Annotated in this window: 16 protein-coding genes; 13 read left to right on the forward strand and 3 right to left on the reverse strand. The window is 60.5% G+C overall.

Annotated elements, in window-relative coordinates:
* Nucleotides 1-87 precede the first annotated feature (87 nt).
* The 11 genes from FBY04_RS17255 to FBY04_RS17310 all read left to right on the forward strand — a co-directional run bounded on the left by FBY04_RS17255 (nt 88) and on the right by FBY04_RS17310 (nt 12545).
* Nucleotides 88-1107, forward strand: coding sequence for a substrate-binding domain-containing protein (locus FBY04_RS17255; RefSeq protein ID WP_084321372.1), 1020 nt, complete (start codon nt 88-90; stop codon nt 1105-1107).
* Nucleotides 1091-2095 carry an ABC transporter substrate-binding protein gene (locus tag FBY04_RS17260; protein ID WP_084321370.1) on the forward strand — a complete coding sequence of 335 codons (1005 nt, stop codon included), beginning with the start codon at nt 1091-1093 and terminating at the stop codon, nt 2093-2095. The genes FBY04_RS17255 and FBY04_RS17260 overlap by 17 nt, the downstream gene beginning before the upstream one ends.
* Before the next feature lie 9 nt (nt 2096-2104).
* The gene (locus FBY04_RS17265) at nt 2105-2965 is read left to right on the forward strand and encodes an iron ABC transporter permease (RefSeq protein ID WP_256667026.1); all 861 of its coding nucleotides are present in this window, start codon (nt 2105-2107) and stop codon (nt 2963-2965) included.
* Nucleotides 2962-3756 (forward strand): ABC transporter permease, encoded by a 795-nt coding sequence (locus tag FBY04_RS17270; RefSeq protein WP_145315881.1) that lies wholly within the window; start codon nt 2962-2964, stop codon nt 3754-3756. The genes FBY04_RS17265 and FBY04_RS17270 overlap by 4 nt, the downstream gene beginning before the upstream one ends.
* Nucleotides 3753-4784: an ABC transporter ATP-binding protein gene (locus tag FBY04_RS17275; protein WP_145315883.1), complete on the forward strand. Its 1032-nt coding sequence runs from the start codon at nt 3753-3755 to the stop codon at nt 4782-4784. Before FBY04_RS17270 ends, FBY04_RS17275 begins: the two co-directional genes overlap by 4 nt.
* 22 nt (nt 4785-4806) lie before the next feature.
* Nucleotides 4807-5640 (forward strand): phosphodiesterase, encoded by an 834-nt coding sequence (locus tag FBY04_RS17280; RefSeq protein WP_084321366.1) that lies wholly within the window; start codon nt 4807-4809, stop codon nt 5638-5640.
* A gap of 182 nt (nt 5641-5822) precedes the next feature.
* Entirely contained in the window at nt 5823-7142 is a 1320-nt protein-coding gene (locus FBY04_RS17285) for an OprD family porin (protein WP_084321389.1), read from the forward strand.
* A 532-nt stretch (nt 7143-7674) separates the two neighbouring features.
* On the forward strand, nt 7675-8148 hold the full coding sequence (locus FBY04_RS17295; RefSeq protein ID WP_084321362.1) for a MarR family winged helix-turn-helix transcriptional regulator: 474 nt from the start codon (nt 7675-7677) through the stop codon (nt 8146-8148).
* Nucleotides 8145-9614: an efflux transporter outer membrane subunit gene (locus tag FBY04_RS17300; RefSeq protein WP_145315885.1), complete on the forward strand. Its 1470-nt coding sequence runs from the start codon at nt 8145-8147 to the stop codon at nt 9612-9614. Before FBY04_RS17295 ends, FBY04_RS17300 begins: the two co-directional genes overlap by 4 nt.
* Nucleotides 9615-9629: 15 nt before the next feature.
* A complete protein-coding gene (locus FBY04_RS17305; protein WP_084321358.1) occupies nt 9630-10832 on the forward strand; it encodes an efflux RND transporter periplasmic adaptor subunit in 1203 nt (400 codons plus the stop codon).
* A 183-nt stretch (nt 10833-11015) separates the two neighbouring features.
* Nucleotides 11016-12545, forward strand: coding sequence for a DHA2 family efflux MFS transporter permease subunit (locus FBY04_RS17310; RefSeq protein ID WP_084321356.1), 1530 nt, complete (start codon nt 11016-11018; stop codon nt 12543-12545).
* Nucleotides 12546-12644: 99 nt separating this feature from the next.
* Here the strand turns inward: FBY04_RS17310 and lpxH are convergent, their stop codons facing one another.
* Together lpxH and FBY04_RS17320 are read right to left on the reverse strand one after the other, a co-directional pair.
* Entirely contained in the window at nt 12645-13409 is a 765-nt protein-coding gene (gene lpxH / locus FBY04_RS17315; RefSeq protein WP_084321354.1) for a UDP-2,3-diacylglucosamine diphosphatase, read from the reverse strand.
* The gene (locus FBY04_RS17320) at nt 13406-13912 is read right to left on the reverse strand and encodes a peptidylprolyl isomerase (RefSeq protein ID WP_084321352.1); all 507 of its coding nucleotides are present in this window, start codon (nt 13910-13912) and stop codon (nt 13406-13408) included. The genes lpxH and FBY04_RS17320 overlap by 4 nt, the downstream gene beginning before the upstream one ends.
* A gap of 260 nt (nt 13913-14172) precedes the next feature.
* Here FBY04_RS17320 and FBY04_RS17325 point away from each other — a divergent pair, with 260 nt between their 5' ends.
* Nucleotides 14173-15873 carry a glutamine--tRNA ligase/YqeY domain fusion protein gene (locus FBY04_RS17325; protein WP_084321350.1) on the forward strand — a complete coding sequence of 567 codons (1701 nt, stop codon included), beginning with the start codon at nt 14173-14175 and terminating at the stop codon, nt 15871-15873.
* 17 nt (nt 15874-15890) lie between these two features.
* Nucleotides 15891-17273 (forward strand): cysteine--tRNA ligase, encoded by a 1383-nt coding sequence (gene cysS / locus FBY04_RS17330; protein ID WP_084321348.1) that lies wholly within the window; start codon nt 15891-15893, stop codon nt 17271-17273.
* A 185-nt stretch (nt 17274-17458) separates the two neighbouring features.
* Here the strand turns inward: cysS and FBY04_RS17335 are convergent, their stop codons facing one another.
* On the reverse strand, nt 17459-19309 hold the full coding sequence (locus tag FBY04_RS17335; protein ID WP_145315887.1) for a sigma-54-dependent Fis family transcriptional regulator: 1851 nt from the start codon (nt 19307-19309) through the stop codon (nt 17459-17461).
* Nucleotides 19310-19512 lie beyond the last annotated feature (203 nt).

Raw genomic sequence — 19512 nt, forward strand, 5'->3', positions numbered from 1 at the left:
ACATCAAAATGTCACTATTTTATCGCGTGAACGCCATGTTCGCTGAGTAATGTCCTCGCCAATGAGATCGATCTCAAGCGAGTGACAATGACCGATTTAAAAGAAGTTGCACGACTGGCCGGTGTCTCGCGGGCCACCGCCGCGCGGACCTTTGCCTCCCCTGAAGTGGTGCGCCCGGCGACCCGCGAACAGGTGTTTGCCGCTGCTCGCGAATTGGGTTTCCGTCCCAATCGTCTCGGCCGCCAACTGCGCCTGCAAACCACCAACCTGATCGGTGTGGTGGTACCCAATCTGCTTAACCCGGTGTTCGCCGAACAGTTCCAGGCCATGGAGCAGGCGGCGCGCTTGCGTGGCTACAACTTGTTGCTGGCGACCACCGACTACGACAGCGAGCGCGAAAGCGTCGTGGTCGAAGAATTATTGCGCCAGCGGGTCGACGGGCTGGTGTTGACGGTCACGGATGCCGAGAGCAATCGCGTGCTGCAAAGCCTCGCCAGCGAAGACACGCCTTTCGTGCTGGCCTATCACCAGCCGGGCAATCCGGATTACAGCGCCGTATCGGTGGATAACCGTGCCGGGATGGCCCTGGCCACGCGTTACCTGCTGGACGCGGGGCATCGACGGATCGGCATGGTCGCCGGTCCGGCGTTGCAGTCGGACCGCGCACGGTTGCGTTACGCCGGTTATTGCGAGGCGATGGCAGCGCACGGCCAGGACAGCCTGCCGGTGATTGAAATGCCTGCCCATACCCAGGCCGATTTCGCAGCGCTGGAACCCTATTTGTCCGGACCGCAGGCGCCCAGTGCGCTGGTCTGCTCCAACGATCTGTTGGCGATCAGCCTGATCGCCGAACTGCGTCGGCACGGCTGGAGCGTGCCGGGGCAACTGTCAGTGATCGGTTTTGATGGCATCGCTCTGGGCACGCAAATGCATCCCACGCTGTGCACGGTGGTACAGCCGATCGCCACCCTGGCAAGCACCGTGATAGAGCAGTTGCTGGCGCAAATTGCCGGTGCCGATCCGGTTTCCCATTGTCTGCCCTGCCATGTCCGGCCGGGTGAAAGTACTCAACCCTACGAGGAGTCGCTCGATGATCCGCTTCACTAAAACCCTGGCGGCGTTAGGCCTGTGCGCGGCAGCCAGTCTGGCCCAGGCTGCTGAAACCGCGATTTGCTACAACTGCCCACCGGAATGGGCGGACTGGGGCACCCAGCTCAAGGCGATTGCCGACAGCACCGGCGTGCAAGTGCCACTTGACAACAAGAACTCCGGCCAGGCCCTGGCGCAGTTGGTGGCCGAGCAGGCGGCGCCGGTGGCTGACGTGGTGTATTACGGCGTGACGTTCGGTTTGCAGGCACAGAAGGCCGGGGTCGTCGGGACTTACAAGCCCAAAGGCTGGGATCAGATCCCGACCGGGTTGAAGGACCCGCAGGGGCACTGGTTCGCGATTCATTCCGGCACTCTCGGGATCATGGTCAATGTCGACGCGCTGGGCGGCTTGCCGGTTCCACAGAGCTGGGCCGACCTGCTCAAGCCCGAGTACAAAGGCATGGTCGGTTACCTCGATCCATCCAGCGCCTTCGTCGGCTACGTCTCGGCGGTGGCAATCAACCGGGCCATGGGCGGGGATCTGGATAACTTCGCGCCGGCCATCGATTACTTCCGCAAACTGGCGAAAAACGCCCCCATCGTGCCGAAGCAGACCGCGTACGCACGGGTGCTGTCCGGCGAGCTGCCGATCCTGGTCGACTATGACTTCAACGCTTACCGGGCGCGCTACAAGGACAAGGCCAACGTCGCTTTCGTGATCCCTCAGGAAGGCAGCGTCAGCGTGCCTTACGTGATGAGTCTGGTGGGCAATGCGCCGCATCGCGCCAACGCCGAGAAGGTTCTGGATTTCGTCCTCTCTGATGAGGGCCAGGCATTGTGGGCCAAGGCGTACCTGCGTCCGGTTCGCCAGATGAAGATGCCGGCTGACGTCGCCGCACAGTTCCTGCCTGACAGCGACTATGCCCGCGCGGGCGTGGTCGATTACGAAAAAATGGCCGCGGTGCAGGAAGCCTTCGCTGCTCGTTACCTGAACGAGGTCAAGTAAGTGACCACTGTGCGGTTCAATGCGCTGAGTGTTTCGTCACGTCGCGATATTTTGCATCGCCTGCGACCGACTGCGGCCTGGGCGCTGGCCCCGGCCGCGGCGGTGCTGCTCGCGTTCTGGCTGCTGCCGCTGGCGCAGTTGATGGTGCTTGGCGGGCAGCACCGTGACGGCGGCGACAGCGGCTATTGGCAGGTGCTGAACAGCGCGCAATACCTCGGCAGCCTGGCGCAGACCTGTGTGCTGGCAGCGGTGGTTACAGGCGCGGCGTTGCTGGTCGGGGGGATCAGCGGGGTATTTCTGGCGCGGCAGCAGTTTTTCGGCCGCTCGGCGCTGGTCGCGTTGCTGACGTTTCCGCTGGCCTTTCCCGGCGTGGTGGTCGGCTTCCTGGTGATTCTGCTGGCGGGTCGGCAAGGCCTGTTCGCCGCCCTGGGCATGGAGCTGGCTGGTGAGCGCTGGGTTTTCGCCTATTCGCTGATGGGGTTGTTTCTGGGCTATCTGTACTTCTCGATCCCGCGGGTGATTCTGACCGTGATGGCGGCCTGCGAAAGCCTCGATCGCAGCCTGGAAGAAGCCGCACGCTCGCTGGGGGCCGGGCATTGGCGGGTGGTGTGCGATGTGATCGTACCGGGGCTGGCGCCAGCGCTGGTGTCATGCGGCGCGATCTGTTTCGCGACGTCGATGGGCGCGTTCGGCACCGCGTTCACCCTGGGCACGCGGCTGAATGTTACGCCTGTGGCGATCTATAACGTGTTCACCAACTACGCCAATTTCACCGTGGCTGCGGCGCTGTCTGTCATCCTTGGCGCCGTCACGTGGGCGGTGTTGTTGCTGGCGAGACGGCTGGCCGGACAATCGGGGACGGTTCTGTGAAGCGCTCAACACTGTTTTTCGCTCAGCTGGTTTTTACCCTGCTGGTCTGTGCCTTCATGTTGGTGCCGGTGTTGCTGTCGTTGCTGGCCGGGCTGACGCGTAATTACTTCGTGGGCGTGTCCGGCGGCCTGACGTTCGACTGGTTGGTCCAGGTCTGGCAGGCCTACTCGCCGACGGTCTGGTTGTCGCTGCAATTGGCCGTGTCCTGCGCCGTGTGCGTCTGCGTGATAGGCGTACCTGCGGCGTATGCTCTGGTGCGGATGAACAATCGATTCAGTCGCGCCTTCGAGGAACTGATGGTCCTGCCGGTGGCCATGCCGGGCCTGGCCAGCGCCTTGGCCTTGCTGTTGACCTATGGGCAGTTCGGCGAATTGCGCCGCAGCTGGCTGTTTATCCTCGTGGGCCACGTGCTGTTCACCTTGCCGTTTCTGGTGCGCCCGGTGATGGCGGTGATGCAGCGCCAGCAATTGCCGACGCTCGAGGAAGCGGCGGCCAGCCTCGGCGCGGGGCCGATCAAGCGCTTTTTCAGTGTCGTGGTTCCTAATTGTCGAGCCGGGATACTGGCGGGTGTGCTCATGGTCGTCACCCTGTCGCTGGGTGAGTTCAACCTGACCTGGATGCTCCACACGCCGATGACCAAGACCTTGCCGGTGGGCCTGGCCGACAGCTACGCCTCGGCACGGCTGGAAGTGGCCAGCGCCTACACCCTGATATTTCTGTTGATGATCGTGCCGCTGTTGATTGCGTTGCAGGCCATCAGCGCCCGTCTTTCTCGTGGAGAGCGTCGATGAGTGGAACCACCATTCGCCTGCAGGGCTGCCGCAAGGCATTCACTGACGGCACCGTTGCAGTAGACAATCTGAACCTGACTATCGAGGCGGGGGAAACCCTGGTGATCCTCGGCCCGTCCGGTTGTGGCAAAACCACCACGCTGCGCATGATCGCCGGCTTTGAGCGCCCGGATACCGGGCAAGTGTTCTTCGGCGACAGCAACGTCACCCGCCTGCCCATCGAGCGTCGCGATGTGGGCATGGTGTTCCAGAACTATGCGTTGTTTCCGAACCTGAATGTGGCCGGCAACATTATCTACGGCCTGAAGATCCGCGGCCTGTCGCCCGCCGAGCGCAACAAGCGCTGCGCCGAGTTGCTGGAACTGGTCGGATTGCAGGATCACGGCCAACGGCACATTCATGAGTTGTCCGGTGGTCAGCGCCAACGCGTGGCATTGGCGCGCGCCCTTGCACCCAGGCCGCGGGTGTTGCTGCTCGACGAGCCGCTGGCGGCGCTGGATGCACAGTTGCGTGAACGTCTGCGCAGCGAGTTGGACCAACTGCTGCGCAGCCTGCGCATCACTTCGGTGTTTGTCACCCACGACCAGGGCGAGGCCATGGCGCTGGGCGATCGAATCCTGGTCATGGATCGCGGGCGCGTCGCGCAACTGGCCACGCCGCGGGATATCTACCAGCAGCCGGCCAATGCCTTTGTCGCCAGTTTTGTCGGAAACCTCAATGCGTTCCCGGTTATCGAACCGACGGCCCATGGCTTGAAGGTCAGCGGTGGGGAGTTGCCGTGGAAGGGCATCCAGGCGCCGACGACGGTGTATTGCCGACCCGAGCATCTGCGGGTGATGGACGACGGTGGACATCTGCGCGGAAGGCTGGTCGGGCAGTTTTTCCAGGGCGCGCAAAGTCGTTTGCTGGTGGATGTGGGGGGCGCGCAGCCGTTGCTGGTCGATAGCACCGAGAACGTCGTACATGCCACGGGCGCGCTGATTGCCCTGTCCGTCGAACCCCAAGTGTTGTTCACCCTGCATTCGTAAAGTCTTTTTTAGAGCCTCTATTTTGAACAGTCCGTTTCTTGTTGCGCAGATCAGCGATCTGCACCTTAAAGCCGATCACAATCTGACCTACGGTGTAGTCGATAGCCTGGGCGCGTTGCGTCGTGCAGTGGAACACTTGAATGCCAGTCAGCCGCGCCCCGACATCGTGGTGATCAGCGGCGATCTGGTGGATTTTGGCCGTCCGGACGAGTACGCCGTGCTCAGGGCGGAACTGGCACGGTTGCACATACCTTTCTATCTGGTGCCGGGCAATCATGATGACCGCGAACATTTACTGGCCGCGTTTCCCCATCATGCTTATCTGCCAACCAACGCCAATGTGCCGCTCGATTGGGTGGTCGAGGAGCATCCGGTGCGACTGATCGGCCTGGACTCGACCATTCCGGGTCGCCATGGCGGTCAGGTGCTGGACAGCCAGTTGCTGTGGCTCGATGAGCAATTGTCCCGTCGTCCCGATACACCGACGCTGTTGATTCTGCACCATCCGCCCTTCATTACCGGGATCGGCCACATGGACCGCGAGCCTTTTATCAACGTGGCCGCGCTGCAGGCGGTCGTCGCTCGACACCCGCAGATCGAGCGCTTGCTCTGCGGGCATTTGCATCGGCCGATGCAGCGCCGCTTCGGCGGTACGCTCAGTTGTGTGTGTCCAGGCACGTCCCATCAGATCGTGCTGGACCTGCAGGAGTCGGCGCCGGCCCATTTCAATCTGGAACCGGCAGGGTATCTGTTGCATCGCTGGCATCCGCAACAAGGTCTGGTAACCCACACCGCCGTGTTCGGCGAATACGCCGGGCCTTATCCGTTTTATGACGCTCATGGATTGATCGACTGATACCACCGGGACTGTCTTTGTAAAACTGGGGAAATATTAACGACAGACGCTTAACGCAGTTACACGACGTTTAGTTCAACGATGACTTATCCGCACTGGCCAATCCTTGAGTTGGTCGGTTGCTTCCTGCTGTTTTTTTTTACTGCGCACAGAACATGGCTTCTGCGCTGGAGTTCGCCCTGATGAAAGTTCCGTTTCAAGTATTAAGTGTTTTGACCGGTGGTTTGAGCATGGCCTTGAGCCCATTGGCGTCTGCTGATTTCATTAATGACAGCAAAGCCAGCTTGAATATGCGTAATTTCTATTTCAACAACGACAACCGTGACGGGACCGCCGCGCCGTCGAAAACCGAAGAGTGGGGTCAGGGATTCATGCTCAACTACCAGTCGGGGTTCACCGAGGGAACGGTGGGCTTCGGTCTGGATGCCATCGGTTTGCTGGGTATTACCCTCGACAGCGGCGAAGGGCGGCATGTCGGCAGTTCGATGATCCCCAGCGATGGCGCCGAGGCTGCTGACCAATGGAGCCGTCTCGGTGCGACGGCCAAGGCGCGCTTCTCCAAAACCGAGTTGCGCTACGGCACCTTGCAGCCGAAGTTGCCGATTCTGGTGGCGAACGACGGTCGATTGCTGCCGCAAACCTTCGAGGGAGGGCAGATCACCAGCAACGAACTCGATAACCTGACCTTGACTGCCGGCCAACTGGAACATGCCACTGGTCGTGGTTCCAGCGACCGTTCCGGCCTGGCAGTCGCGGGGGGCACCCAGGAAAGCAACAAGTTCATGTTTGCCGGTGGTGATTACAAACTTACCAAGGACCTGACTGCGCAGTATTACTATGCGAACCTGGAAGATTATTACCAGCAACACTTCGCCGGGTTGTTGCATGTCTTGCCGCTGGGTGAATACGGCTCGCTGAAAACAGACTTGCGCTATTTCAAGACCACGTCTGATGGCAAGAACGGCAGTGCTGCCGGTCGCGCCAGTGGTTACAAGCTTGGCGGTTACACCAAGGGCGGAACCGGTGAAATCGATAACGACACTTGGAGTGCGGCGTTCATCTATTCATTGGGTGGCCATGCCATCACGGCGGGTTATCAAAGTGTTTCCGATGACAGTAACTTCACCCAACTCAATCAGGGTGGGCTGGTCGGCAAAGGCGAGGGCGGTGCCAGTCTTTACTTGTACACCGACCGAACCGTGCAGACCTTCATCCAGGCCGGCGAGCGCACGGCCTTCGCGCAATACGCCTACGACTTTGCGGGATTGGGTATTCCCGGGTTGAAGGCGTCGGTCATGTACCTCAAAGGCGACAACATCAAAACCGCCCGAGGACAAGATGCGAGCGAGTGGGAGCGCGATATCTCGCTGGACTATGTGATTCAAAGTGGTCCGTTGAAGAACGTGGGCTTTGGCTGGCGTAACGGCTTATCCCGAAGCGAGGTTGCACGTGATCAGGACCAGAATCGATTGTTCGTGAGTTATTCGATTCCGTTGTTGTAACCCGACCCCCACCGAAAAGGCGAACCCCGTGGGGGTGAGCCTTCTCGATGGCGGCCAGGCAGCCGACCCTGCTCTTGCTGGTGTACATATCCATTCCTGCGGTTACGGTCGCTAAGGTTTCCTCGCTTACGGCGGGTCACTTTGCGGCCCAAAGGTAACCAACAGGCCTCGCCCCTGACGTCCGGCCCTTCGTCTGGGCAGGGTTTCCACTCTCCGATCCTGCTCCGTGAACCCGCCGCCGTCGGCCATCCATGGCCGGGGCGGCTGCCGCGGCATCCCTTGCGCGGTGCCCTCTGCACAGAACAGCGAACCTGCTCGCGAAAAGCGCCCGAACAACACGCACATCCAGGCAGCCCGCGTCATCGTTGGCCTCCATCGCGGGCAAACCCGCTCCTGCAGGGATTACCGCATGCCTGGAGATCACCTTCTGTCAATTAAATAAAAAGCTAGCTAACTAATGCTTGGACATTCGCTGCCTAGGCAGTAACATCTCGACATACATTCTCTGCCTAGGCAGCTAATTGGTGGTCAGATGAAACATTTCACTCCGGACGAATTCCACACATGCCATCTCGGCCTCTTGCTCGGGCGCGCTGCGCTGCTCAAGGACCGGATCATCGATACGCACATGGAACCCCACGGCATCACCGCCGCGCAGTTCAAAGTGCTGATCATCATGGCTCAGTTCGGTGTTGATACCCCGGCCGAGCTGTGCCGCCACCTGTCGCTCGACAGTGGTTCGATGACCCGCATGCTCGATCGTCTGGAACAGAAAGGTTTTCTCGCCCGCCAGCGTTCCGCGGCGGATCGCCGTCAGGTGCAGCTTGTGTTAACTGAGCAAGGCCAGCAGTTGACCGATCGCCTGCCGGAAATCGGCGCCGACGCCATGAACGAACTGGCCGGCGCGATCACCCCGGAAGAGTTGAAAACCCTGGAGCGGATCCTGAAGAAAATGTTGGTGGCAGCGGGTGACTCGATCACGCTGCTGCGGGTAGGTGACAAATGAGCAGCAAAACCTTGCGTGCCGGCCTCAGCCTGGTACTGGCGGCCATGACCCTGGCCGGTTGCGCCAGCTACAGCGGCCTGACCACCGAAGGCAAAAGCCTCGATGCGAAAACCCTCAAGGCCGGGCAATCCCTCAGTGGCGTGACCCTGTCGCCCGCGGCCTGGCCGAAAAGCGACTGGTGGAAAAGCCTCGGCGACCCACAGCTCGACGGTCTGATTCGCGAAGCCCTGCACGACAGCCCCGACATGCAGATCGCCGATGCCCGCGCCCATCAGGCCAGTGCGGCTGCGTACGCCGCCGACGCCGCGCGGATGCCGACCCTCGATGCCAGCGCCGGCGTCAGCCGTTCGCGGCTGGCGCGTGATCAAGACCCGCGAGGCGAGGGCGATGCGTACTCCACCGTGCGCAACATCGGTGCCAGTTTCAATTACAACTTCGACCTTTGGGGCGGTCAGCGTGACGCCTGGGAAGCTGCGTTGGGCCAGGCCCGCGCTGCCGAAGTCGATCAGCAAGCGGCGCAACTGACATTGTCCGCCGACGTTGCCCGCGCTTATAGCGATCTGGGGCAGGCGCATATCGTCCATGACCTGGCCCAGGAAGACCTCAAGCGCACCAAACAAATGCTCGACCTGAGCCAGCGTCGCCTGAGCTCCGGCATTGACAGTCAGTACCAGTTCCAGCAAACCGAAAGCCTCGAAGCCACGTCCGAAGCCAGCCTGATCGACGCTGAGAAACGCCTGCAAAGCGCGAAAATCGCCTTGGCGGTGTTGCTCGGCAAAGGTCCGGATCGTGGCAACGACATCGCCCGGCCGAAGATCCTTCAGGCCAGCGCTGTCGCGTTGCCGTCGGTCCTGCCCGCCGAGTTGCTCGGTCGTCGCCCGGATCTGGTTGCCGCACGCTGGCGGGTCGAGGCCGCGAGCAAGAACATCGACGCCAGCAAAACCCGCTTCTATCCCAACCTCAACCTTAGCGCGGCGGCCGGTGCCGAATCGTTGCTGGGCGACGCGATGTTCGGTTCCGCCAGTCGTTTCTTCAACATCGCGCCGACGATCTCGGTGCCGATTTTCGACGGCGGCCGACTGCGCGCCGACCTCGATTCCCGCGACGCCGATTACGACCTCGCGGTGGCGCAGTACAACAAAAGCCTGGTGAGAGCGCTGGGTGATGTCAGCGACACCATCAACCAGTTGCGCGATATCGGCCGGCAAATCGGTGCTCAACAGCACGCCACCGACATTGCCCAGGATTCTTACAACACCGTGGTCCAGCGTTACGGCTCCGGCATCGGCAACTACCTGGACGTGCTCAGCATCGAGCAGCAATTGCTCCAGGCCCAGCGTCAGCTGGCCAACCTGAATGCCGAGCAGATCGATCTGTCGATCCAACTGATGCAAGCGCTGGGCGGCGGTTTTCAGGGCGAAACCCTGACCGCGGCCAACGCATCCCCAGCCACGCAGCACAACTAATTCAAGGTAATGGTCATGGCCACTGCAGAAAACACCCAAACCCCTGGCAACGCGCAAGACACCGGTAACCCGCGCAAACGCAAGGTCATGCTGGTCGTTCTGGCTATCGTGGTGATCCTCGCCGGTGTCGGCGTCTGGGGTTATCACGAATTCTACGGGCGCTGGAACGAGAGCACCGACGACGCTTATGTGAACGGTAACGTGGTGGAAATCACGCCGCTGGTCACCGGCACCGTGGTCAGCATTGGCGCCGACGATGGCGACCTGGTCCATGAAGGCCAGGTGCTGATCAACTTCGACCCGAACGACGCACAGGTCGGCCTGCAAAGTGCCCAGGCCAATCTGGCCCGCACCGTGCGTCAGGTGCGCGGTTTGTACAGCAATGTCGACGGCATGAAAGCCCAGGTCAACGCCCAGCAGGCGGAAGTGCAAAAGGCCCAGGACAACTTCAATCGCCGGAAAAATCTCGCCGCTGGCGGGGCGATTTCCCAGGAGGAACTGTCCCACGCTCGCGATGACCTGACCTCGGCGCAAAACGCCCTCGCCAATGCGAAGCAGCAACTGAAAACCACCAGCGCCCTGGTGGATGACACTGTGGTGTCGTCGCACCCGGACGTGATGGCGGCCGCCGCGCAATTGCGTCAGGCGTACCTGAACAATTCCCGCAGCACCTTGATTGCACCGGTGACCGGTTACGTCGCCAAGCGCTCTGTGCAACTGGGTCAACGGGTTCAGCCGGGCACCGCGCTGATGGCGGTGATTCCGCTGGATCAGCTGTGGATCGACGCCAACTTCAAGGAAACCCAGCTGCGCGACATGCGTATCGGCCAGCCGGTCGATATCCAGGCCGACCTCTACGGCAGCGACGTGAAGTTCAGCGGCACCATCGACAGCCTCGGCGCCGGCACCGGCAGCGCGTTTGCCCTGCTGCCGGCGCAGAACGCCACCGGTAACTGGATCAAGATCGTGCAGCGCGTACCGGTGCGGATCCACATCAACGCCGAACAACTGGCCAAACACCCGTTGCGCGTTGGTCTGTCCACTCAGGTCGATGTGAACCTGCGCGACCAGAGCGGCCCGGTGCTGGCGCAACAGCCGCCGCAAAAGGCTTCGTTCAGCACCAGCGTCTACGACCGTCAGTTGGCCGAGGCCGACGCGATGATCACGCAATTGATCCACGACAACAGCGCAGCGGTCAGCAAAACCGCCCAACGCTGACACCGACCCTGTGGGAGCGGGCTTGCTCCGGGCGGCGTTCCGACGAAAGCGGTGGTTCAGTCAATAGAGATGTTGAATAGAAAACCGCTTCGTCGGAACGCCGCCCGGAGCAAGCCCGCTCCCACAAGGGTCCAGCTGTGTCTTTAACGGGCGCAGCGCCTATCAGGTCTCAAAGGATTCGCGATGAGCAATAACGCGTCTTTCACGCCGCCCAGCCTGCTGCTCAGCACCATTGGCCTGTCGCTGGCGACCTTCATGCAAGTGCTCGACACCACCATCGCCAACGTGGCGTTGCCGACGATTTCCGGCAACCTCGGCGTGAGTTCGGAGCAGGGCACCTGGGTGATCACTTCGTTTGCGGTGAGCAATGCCATCGCGTTGCCGCTGACCGGTTGGCTGAGCCGACGTTTCGGTGAGGTGAAGCTGTTTCTCTGGGCGACGATTCTGTTCGTGCTCGCTTCGTTTCTGTGCGGTATCTCGACCTCGATGCCGGAGCTGATCGGCTTTCGGGTGCTGCAGGGCCTGGTGGCCGGGCCGTTGTACCCGATGACCCAGACGCTGCTGATCGCGGTCTATCCGCCCGCCAGGCGCGGCATGGCCCTGGCATTGCTGGCAATGGTTACGGTGGTCGCGCCGATTGCCGGGCCGATTCTTGGCGGCTGGATTACCGACAGTTATAGCTGGCCGTGGATCTTCTTTATCAACGTGCCGATCGGCGTTTTCGCGGTGATGGTGGTGCGCCAGCAACTCAAGGCACGGCCGGTGGAAACCAGTTACCAACCGATGGATTACGTCGGTTTGATTACGCTGATCATTGGCGTCGGCGCGTTGCAGGTGATCCTCGACAAGGGTAACGATCTGGATTGGTTCGAATCGAGCTTCATCCTCATCGGCGCCGCCATTTCAGTGATAGCGCTGGCGGTGTTCGTGATCTGGGAAATGACCGATAAACACCCGGTGGTCAATCTGCGGCTGTTCGCTTACCGCAACTTTCGCATCGGCACGATTGTGCTGGTGTTGGGTTACGCCGGGTTCTTCGGGATCAACCTGATCCTGCCGCAATGGCTGCAAACCCAGATGGGCTACACGGCAACGTGGGCCGGACTGGCGGTGGCGCCGATCGGGATTCTGCCGGTACTGATGTCGCCATTTGTCGGCAAGTACGCGCATAAGTTCGACCTGCGGTTATTGGCGGGCCTGGCGTTCCTGGCGATTGGCCTGAGCTGCTTCATGCGTGCCGGGTTCACCAACGAAGTGGACTTCCAGCACATCGCTCTGGTGCAACTGTTCATGGGCATTGGCGTGGCGCTTTTCTTCATGCCGACCTTGAGCATTCTGATGTCGGACCTGCCACCAAGCCAGATCGCCGACGGCGCGGGCCTGGCGACATTCCTGCGGACGTTGGGCGGCAGTTTTGCGGCGTCGTTGACGACCTGGATCTGGATTCGCCGGGCGGATCAGCATCATGCCTACATGAGCGAAAGCATCAGCACTTATGAACCCGCGACCCGCGAGGCGTTGAACAGCCTGGGCGGTGCGAGCAACCCGGCGTATGCGCAGCTCGATCATGTGCTGACCAGTCAGGCGTACATGCTCTCCACCGTGGATTACTTCACGTTGCTGGGGTGGGCGTTCATGGGGTTGATCGTGATTGTGTGGTTGGCGAAGCCGCCGTTTGCAGCGAAGGCGGGGCCTGCGGCCTCCGGCCATTAAGCGCAACACAATTCTGTAGGAGCCGGCTTGCTGGCGATAGCGGTTTTTCAGTCAATGAAGTTGTTGAATGATAAGCCGCTATCGCCAGCAAGCCGGCTCCTACAAGGGTTTTGTGTTCGACAGGGCCGGAAGTTGCGGCGGCGGGGCGAAATCGAACGGCGCCAGCGCAAAGCCGTGCTCATCCACCTGCAGCGCCCAGCCCTGACGATCCCAATCCCCCAACACAATGCGCTTGGCCGCTTGCTCGCCAATCTGCAACTTGTGAATCGCCGGGCGATGAGTGTGTCCATGGATCAACGTCTTCACGCCATTGGCCTGCATGATCCGCGGCACTTCTTCCGGGGTGACATCGACGATGTCGTTGGCTTTCATCCGCGTTTGCGCACGGCTTTCACTGCGCAGCTTGCGTGCGAGTTTTTGCCGGGTGCCAAGGGGCAGGTGGCGCAGGATGAACAGGGTGATCGGGTTGCGCAGGTAGCGACGCAGCTTCATGTAAGCCTCGTCGCGGGTGCAGAGGCTGTCGCCGTGCATCAACAGCACCGGCTCGCCGTAAAACTGCACGACACTCGGGTCCTTCAGCAATGTGCAGCCGGCCTGTTTGCAAAAGGCCTGGCCCAGCATGAAGTCGCGATTGCCGTGCATCAGAAAAATGGCCGTGCCGCTGTCGCTGAGGTCGCGCAGGGCCTGGCAGATGGAACGCTGAAAGGGCGTCATGGCATCGTCGCCAATCCACGCCTCGAAAAAGTCGCCCAGGATGTACAACGCACTCGCCGAGCGGGCGCGTCCGGCGAGCAAATCCAGAAACGCCCGGGTGATGTCCGGGCGCTCCTCTTCCAGATGCAAGTCTGAAATCAGCAGTATCACGCTTCGATGATCTCGGCTTTCTCGATGATCACGTCTTCTGCTGGCACGTCCTGGTGGCCGGATTTCATGGTGGTGGAAACACCTTTGATCTTGTCGACAACGTCGGTGCCGGCAACGACTTTACCGAATACTGCGTAGCCCCAGCCCTGAACGGTCTTGGCGCTGTGGTTCAGGAAGCTGTTGTCAGCGACGTTGATGAAGAACTGGGCGGAAGCCGAATGCGGCTCCATGGTGCGGGCCATGGCGACGGTGTATTTTTCGTTCGGCAGGCCGTTGTCGGCTTCGTTCTGGATGCTTGGGCGCTTGTCTTTCTTTTCTTTCATGCCTGGCTCGAAACCGCCGCCCTGGATCATGAAGTTACCGATGACGCGGTGGAAAACGGTGTTTTCGTAGTGACCGGCTTTAACGTACTCGATGAAGTTGGCAACGGTCAGCGGTGCCTTTTCAGCGTTCAGTTCCAGGACGATGTCGCCATGGTTGGTGGTCAGTTTGACTTGGGTCATGATCGGTACTCTATCAATGAATTCGTGGGTTTCGAGGCATTGAAGCCCTCAACCGGTCCGGCCAGATTCGGCCAAGGTGCGCAGTTTAGCGTGCCGGGCGCGAATTTCGAGGCTGTTTTTCATCTGCATCCGATTAAATGCAGCCGTTTTCGGGCCTGCTCTGTCAGCGACTTGACGGCATCGGCTATGATAAGCCCCTTTGATTTAACCGCCGCTTTGATTTGGCCAACTGGCCGCGCACTTGTACGTTCAAGGATCCTATGAGCAAGCCCACTGTCGACCCTACCTCGAATTCCAAGACCGGCCCTGCCGTGCCGGTCAATTTCCTGCGCCCGATCATCCAGGCGGACCTGGACTCGGGTAAGCACACGCAGATCGTCACCCGTTTCCCGCCTGAGCCCAACGGTTACCTGCACATCGGTCACGCCAAGTCGATCTGTGTGAACTTCGGCCTGGCCCAGGAGTTTGGCGGCGTCACCCACCTGCGTTTCGACGACACGAACCCGGCCAAGGAAGACCAGGAATACATCGACGCGATCGAAAGCGACGTCAAATGGCTGGGCTTCGAATGGTCCGGCGAAGTGCGCTACGCCTCGCAGTATTTCGACCAGCTGCACGACTGGGCCGTCGAGCTGATCAAGGCCGGCAAGGCCTACGTCGATGACTTGAGCCCGGAACAGGCCAAGGAATACCGTGGCAGCCTGACCGAGCCGGGCAAGAACAGCCCGTTCCGTGATCGCTCCGTGGAAGAAAACCTCGACTGGTTCGCCCGCATGCGTGCCGGTGAATTCCCTGACGGCGCACGCGTGCTGCGGGCCAAGATCGACATGGCCTCGCCGAACATGAACCTGCGCGACCCGATCATGTACCGCATCCGTCACGCGCATCACCACCAGACCGGCGACAAGTGGTGCATTTATCCAAACTACGACTTCACCCACGGTCAGTCGGACGCTATCGAAGGCATCACCCACTCGATCTGCACCCTGGAGTTCGAAAGCCACCGTCCGCTGTACGAATGGTTCCTCGAGAACCTGCCCGTCCCGGCGAAACCGCGTCAGTACGAGTTCAGCCGCCTGAACCTGAACTACACCATCACCAGCAAGCGCAAGCTCAAGCAACTGGTTGATGAAAAGCACGTTCACGGTTGGGACGATCCGCGCATGTCCACGCTGTCCGGCTTCCGCCGCCGTGGCTACACGCCGGCGTCGATCCGCAATTTCTGCGACATGGTCGGCACCAACCGTTCCGACGGCGTGGTCGACTTCGGCATGCTTGAGTTCAGCATCCGTCAGGATCTGGACCAGAACGCTCCGCGCGCCATGTGCGTGCTGCGTCCGCTGAAGGTCGTGATTACCAACTATCCGGAAGACAAGGTCGATCACCTCGAGCTGCCGCGTCATCCGCAAAAAGAAGAACTGGGCGTGCGCAAGCTTCCGTTCTCCCGTGAAATCTACATCGACCGCGATGACTTCATGGAAGAGCCGCCAAAAGGCTACAAGCGCCTGGAGCCGAACGGCGAAGTGCGCCTGCGCGGCAGCTACGTGATCCGTGCCGACGAAGCGATCAAGGACGCCGATGGCAACATCGTCGAACTGCGTTGCTCCTACGACCCGGAAACCCTCGGCAAGAACCCTGAAGGCCGCAAGGTCAAAGGCGTGATTCACTGGGTGCCGGCCGCGGCCAGCATTGAATGCGAAGTGCGTCTGTACGATCGCCTGTTCCGCTCTCCGAATCCTGAGAAGGCCGAAGACAGCGCCAGTTTCCTGGACAACATCAACCCTGACTCGCTGCAAGTGCTGACCGGTTGTCGTGCTGAGCCTTCGCTTGGCGATGCACAGCCGGAAGACCGTTTCCAGTTCGAGCGCGAAGGTTACTTCTGCGCGGATATCAAGGACTCGAAACCCGGTCGTCCGGTGTTCAACCGTACCGTGACCTTGCGTGATTCGTGGGGCCAGTGATTCAAGGAACCTCTAACGTGCTTTCGATCTACAACACGCTCACCAAGAGCAAAGAAGTCTTCAAGCCGCTGGATGGCAACAATGTGCGCATGTACGTCTGCGGGATGACCGTGTACGACTATTGCCACATTGGCCATGGCCGCAGCATGGTTGCGTTCGACCTGGTGACCCGCTGGTTGCGGTTCAGCGGTTATAACCTGACGTATGTGCGCAACATCACCGACATTGAAGACAAGATCATCAATCGGGCCAAGGAGAACGGCGAGCCGTTCGACGTGCTGACCGAGCGCATGATCACCGCAATGCACGAGGACGAGGCGCGCCTCAATATCCTCAAGCCTGACATGGAACCGCGGGCCACCGATCATATCGCTGGCATGCAGACCATGATCCAGACCCTGATCGACAAGGGTTATGCCTACGCTCCAGGCAATGGCGACGTGTACTACCGCGTCGCCAAGTTCATGGGCTACGGCAAGCTGTCGCGCAAGAAGATCGAAGACCTGCGCATCGGCGCGCGGATCGAAGTCGACGAGTCCAAGCAGGACCCGCTCGACTTCGTGCTGTGGAAAGGCGCCAAGCCGGGTGAACCGAGCTGGCCGTCGCCGTGGGGCGACGGGCGTCCGGGCTGGCACATCGAATGCTCGGTGATGTCGACCTGCTGCCTCGGCGAGACCTTCGACATTCATGGCGGCGGCAGCGATCTGGAGTTCCCGCACCACGAAAACGAAATCGCCCAGAGCGAAGCGGCCACCGGCAAGACCTACGCCAACGCGTGGATGCATTGCGGCATGATTCGCATCAATGGCGAGAAGATGTCCAAGTCCTTGAACAACTTCTTCACCATTCGCGACGTGCTGGAAAAGTACCACCCGGAAGTCGTGCGTTACCTGCTGGTGTCGAGCCATTACCGCAGCGCGATCAACTATTCGGAAGACAACCTCAAGGACGCCAAAGGCGCACTCGAGCGTTTCTACCATGCGTTGAAAGGCCTGCCGAGCGTGGCGCCGGCTGGCGGCGAAGCTTTTGTCGAGCGTTTCACCCAGGTGATGAACGACGACTTCGGCACGCCGGAGGCCTGTGCGGTGCTGTTCGAGATGGTTCGCGAGATCAACCGTCTGCGCGAGAGCGATCTTGATGCGGCAGCCGGTCTGGCGGCGCGCTTGAAGGAACTGGCCAGTGTGCTGGGCGTGTTGCAGCTCGAGGCGGATGACTTCCTGCAGGCCGGCGCTGAAGGGCGGGTCGATGCGGCTGAGGTTGATGCGCTGATTGCGGCGCGTCTGGCGGCTCGTGCGGCTAAAGACTGGGCCGAATCCGACCGTATCCGCGACCAGCTCACCGCCATGGGCGTGGTGCTGGAAGACGGCAAGGGCGGAACGACCTGGCGTCTGGCTGACTGATTGCTGTGATTGCTGCAAAACAAAACCCGCCTTGTGCGGGTTTTTGTTTTTGGGGCCGGCTTGAGAGGGGCGGCGTTTGGGTTGACGTTTTCGCCAGCAAGCCGGCTCCTACAGGGAAGGCGTCGTAAATGTCGAACGACACGACCCTGTAGGAGCCGGCTTGCTGGCGATTGACTGCGCAGCAGTCAGCTTTCCGATTGGCGCAATCGCTTGTAGAGAGTATTTCGGCTAACCCCGAGCCTGCGGGCCAAATGGGAGATATTCCCCCCAGCCGCCTGCAACTGCCGATTCAAATCCTCCACATCATTCAAATCCACTGCCAACGGCTCCGTTGTTTCCACCGGCTCCATCTCCAGGTCGACAAAAAAGTCATCCGGCAAATGCTCCGGCCGCACCGGTTGTTCCTCGGCCATGGCCAGCGCCACCTGCATCACGCTGCTGACCTGCCGCAAATTCCCCGGCCACGGATGACGATCGAACAGTTCGAGCACCTCGCGGCTCAACCCGGCCCACTGCGATGGCTCGCGATGCTGTTCCCACAGACGCTTGAACAGCGCCTGCTTGTCGCTGCGTTCGCGTAGCGGTGGCAATTCGAGGGTCAAGCCGCCGATCCGGTAATAAAGGTCTTCGCGAAACCGGCCCAACTGGACCTGCTCGCGCAACGAGCGGTTGGTGGCCGAAATGATCCGGATATCCACCGGGAACAACTCGCTGCTGCCCACCGGTTGAACGCAACGTTCCTGCAAAACCCTTAGCAGCCGCGCCTGAGTCGGCAGTGGCATGTCGCCAATTTCATCAAGAAACAGCGTGCCTTTGTCAGCCTTGCGGATCAGCCCGATGCTGCCTTTCTGATTCGCACCGGTGAACGCACCTTTCTCGTAGCCAAACAGCTCGGATTCCACCAGTTCGGCGGGGATCGCTGCACAGTTGACGGCAATGAACGGTTGCTTGCTGCGAGAGCTGGCCTGATGCAGGGCTTTGACGAAGACCTCCTTGCCGACGCCGGTTTCGCCGTGGATCAACAGTGGAATGTCTTTCTCCAGCAAGCGCTCGGCCTGGCGCACGGCTTTTTCCACGCGACTGTCACCGAAGTGCAGCGTATTGAGGCTGATCGTGGCCGGTTCAGCGCTCTTGGTTTGCACGCTCTTTGTTTCTGAGAACAGCCGCGCCTGAATCGGTGCCTGTTTCGGACGCTTCAACAGGCACTGGAAGCGGTTACGTCCCGAGGCCTGAAGGGAGAAGGGCAAACCATCCGGCTGATTCAGCAGTTCCAGCAGCGACACCTTGAACAGGCTCTCGACACTGACCCGCGACAGACTGATGCCGAGCAAGTTGTCGGCCCGGCGATTCGCTGAGAGCACCTGGCCGCTCTCATCGAAAATCAGCAACCCCGCCCATTGGCTGTCGAGGTTGTTCAAACCGGTGTTGAAGGTCAGCTGGAAATGCTGGCCATGGAACAGGTTGAGGATCAGCCGGTTTTCCACGGTCTGACTCATCATCTTGACCATGCCGAGCGTGTGGGACGGCGGCAGGTAGCTGTCGCTGGACACATCCAGCACAGCGATGACCTTGCGTTCGGCATCGAAAATCGGTGCGGCGGAACCGGTCATGAAACGGTTGGCCTTGAGGAAATGTTCGTCGTGCTCGATGTGCACCGCCTGCTCGCAGGCCAGTGCGGTGCCGATCGCATTGGTGCCGCTGCAGCGTTCCATCCAGCTCGCGCCAGCGCTGAAACCGCGGGTCAGGCTCGGCTCGATAAACCGCTGGGTGCCCCAGGAAGTCAGGACCTGGCCCTGATTGTCGGCGAGCATGATCAGGCAATTGGAATTGCTCAGGATGTTCTCGTAGTAGGGCAGGACTTCCTGATGGGTGGTTTGCACCAGTGAATGCTGGCTTTCCAGCAACTGCGCAATGCCTTCGGCCGGCAGTTGATCGAAGGCGGGGGGGCTTTGGTGATCGAGACCGAACGCGCGGCAACGGGACCAGGAGTCCTGGATGATGGCGTCGTGGGAGAGCGGCGAGGCGGGTGCGGCCATGGCAGTCGATCTCTGAGCAAGCTTTTATTGTTTTTATGGTTTTTTGCACATCACATTGAATTTCGCACGTGATGGTTCAGACGCGCCACGTCTTTGTAGGAGCCGGCTTGCTGGCGATGGCGTCATCGAAATCGAAATCGCCATCGCCAGCAAGCCGGCTCCTGCAGGGACCGTGAACAGTCCGTAGAGTGTTGTTCACTATT

It is taken from the genome of Pseudomonas sp. SJZ080, from assembly GCF_007828295.1.
Lineage (GTDB): Bacteria > Pseudomonadota > Gammaproteobacteria > Pseudomonadales > Pseudomonadaceae > Aquipseudomonas > Aquipseudomonas migulae_A.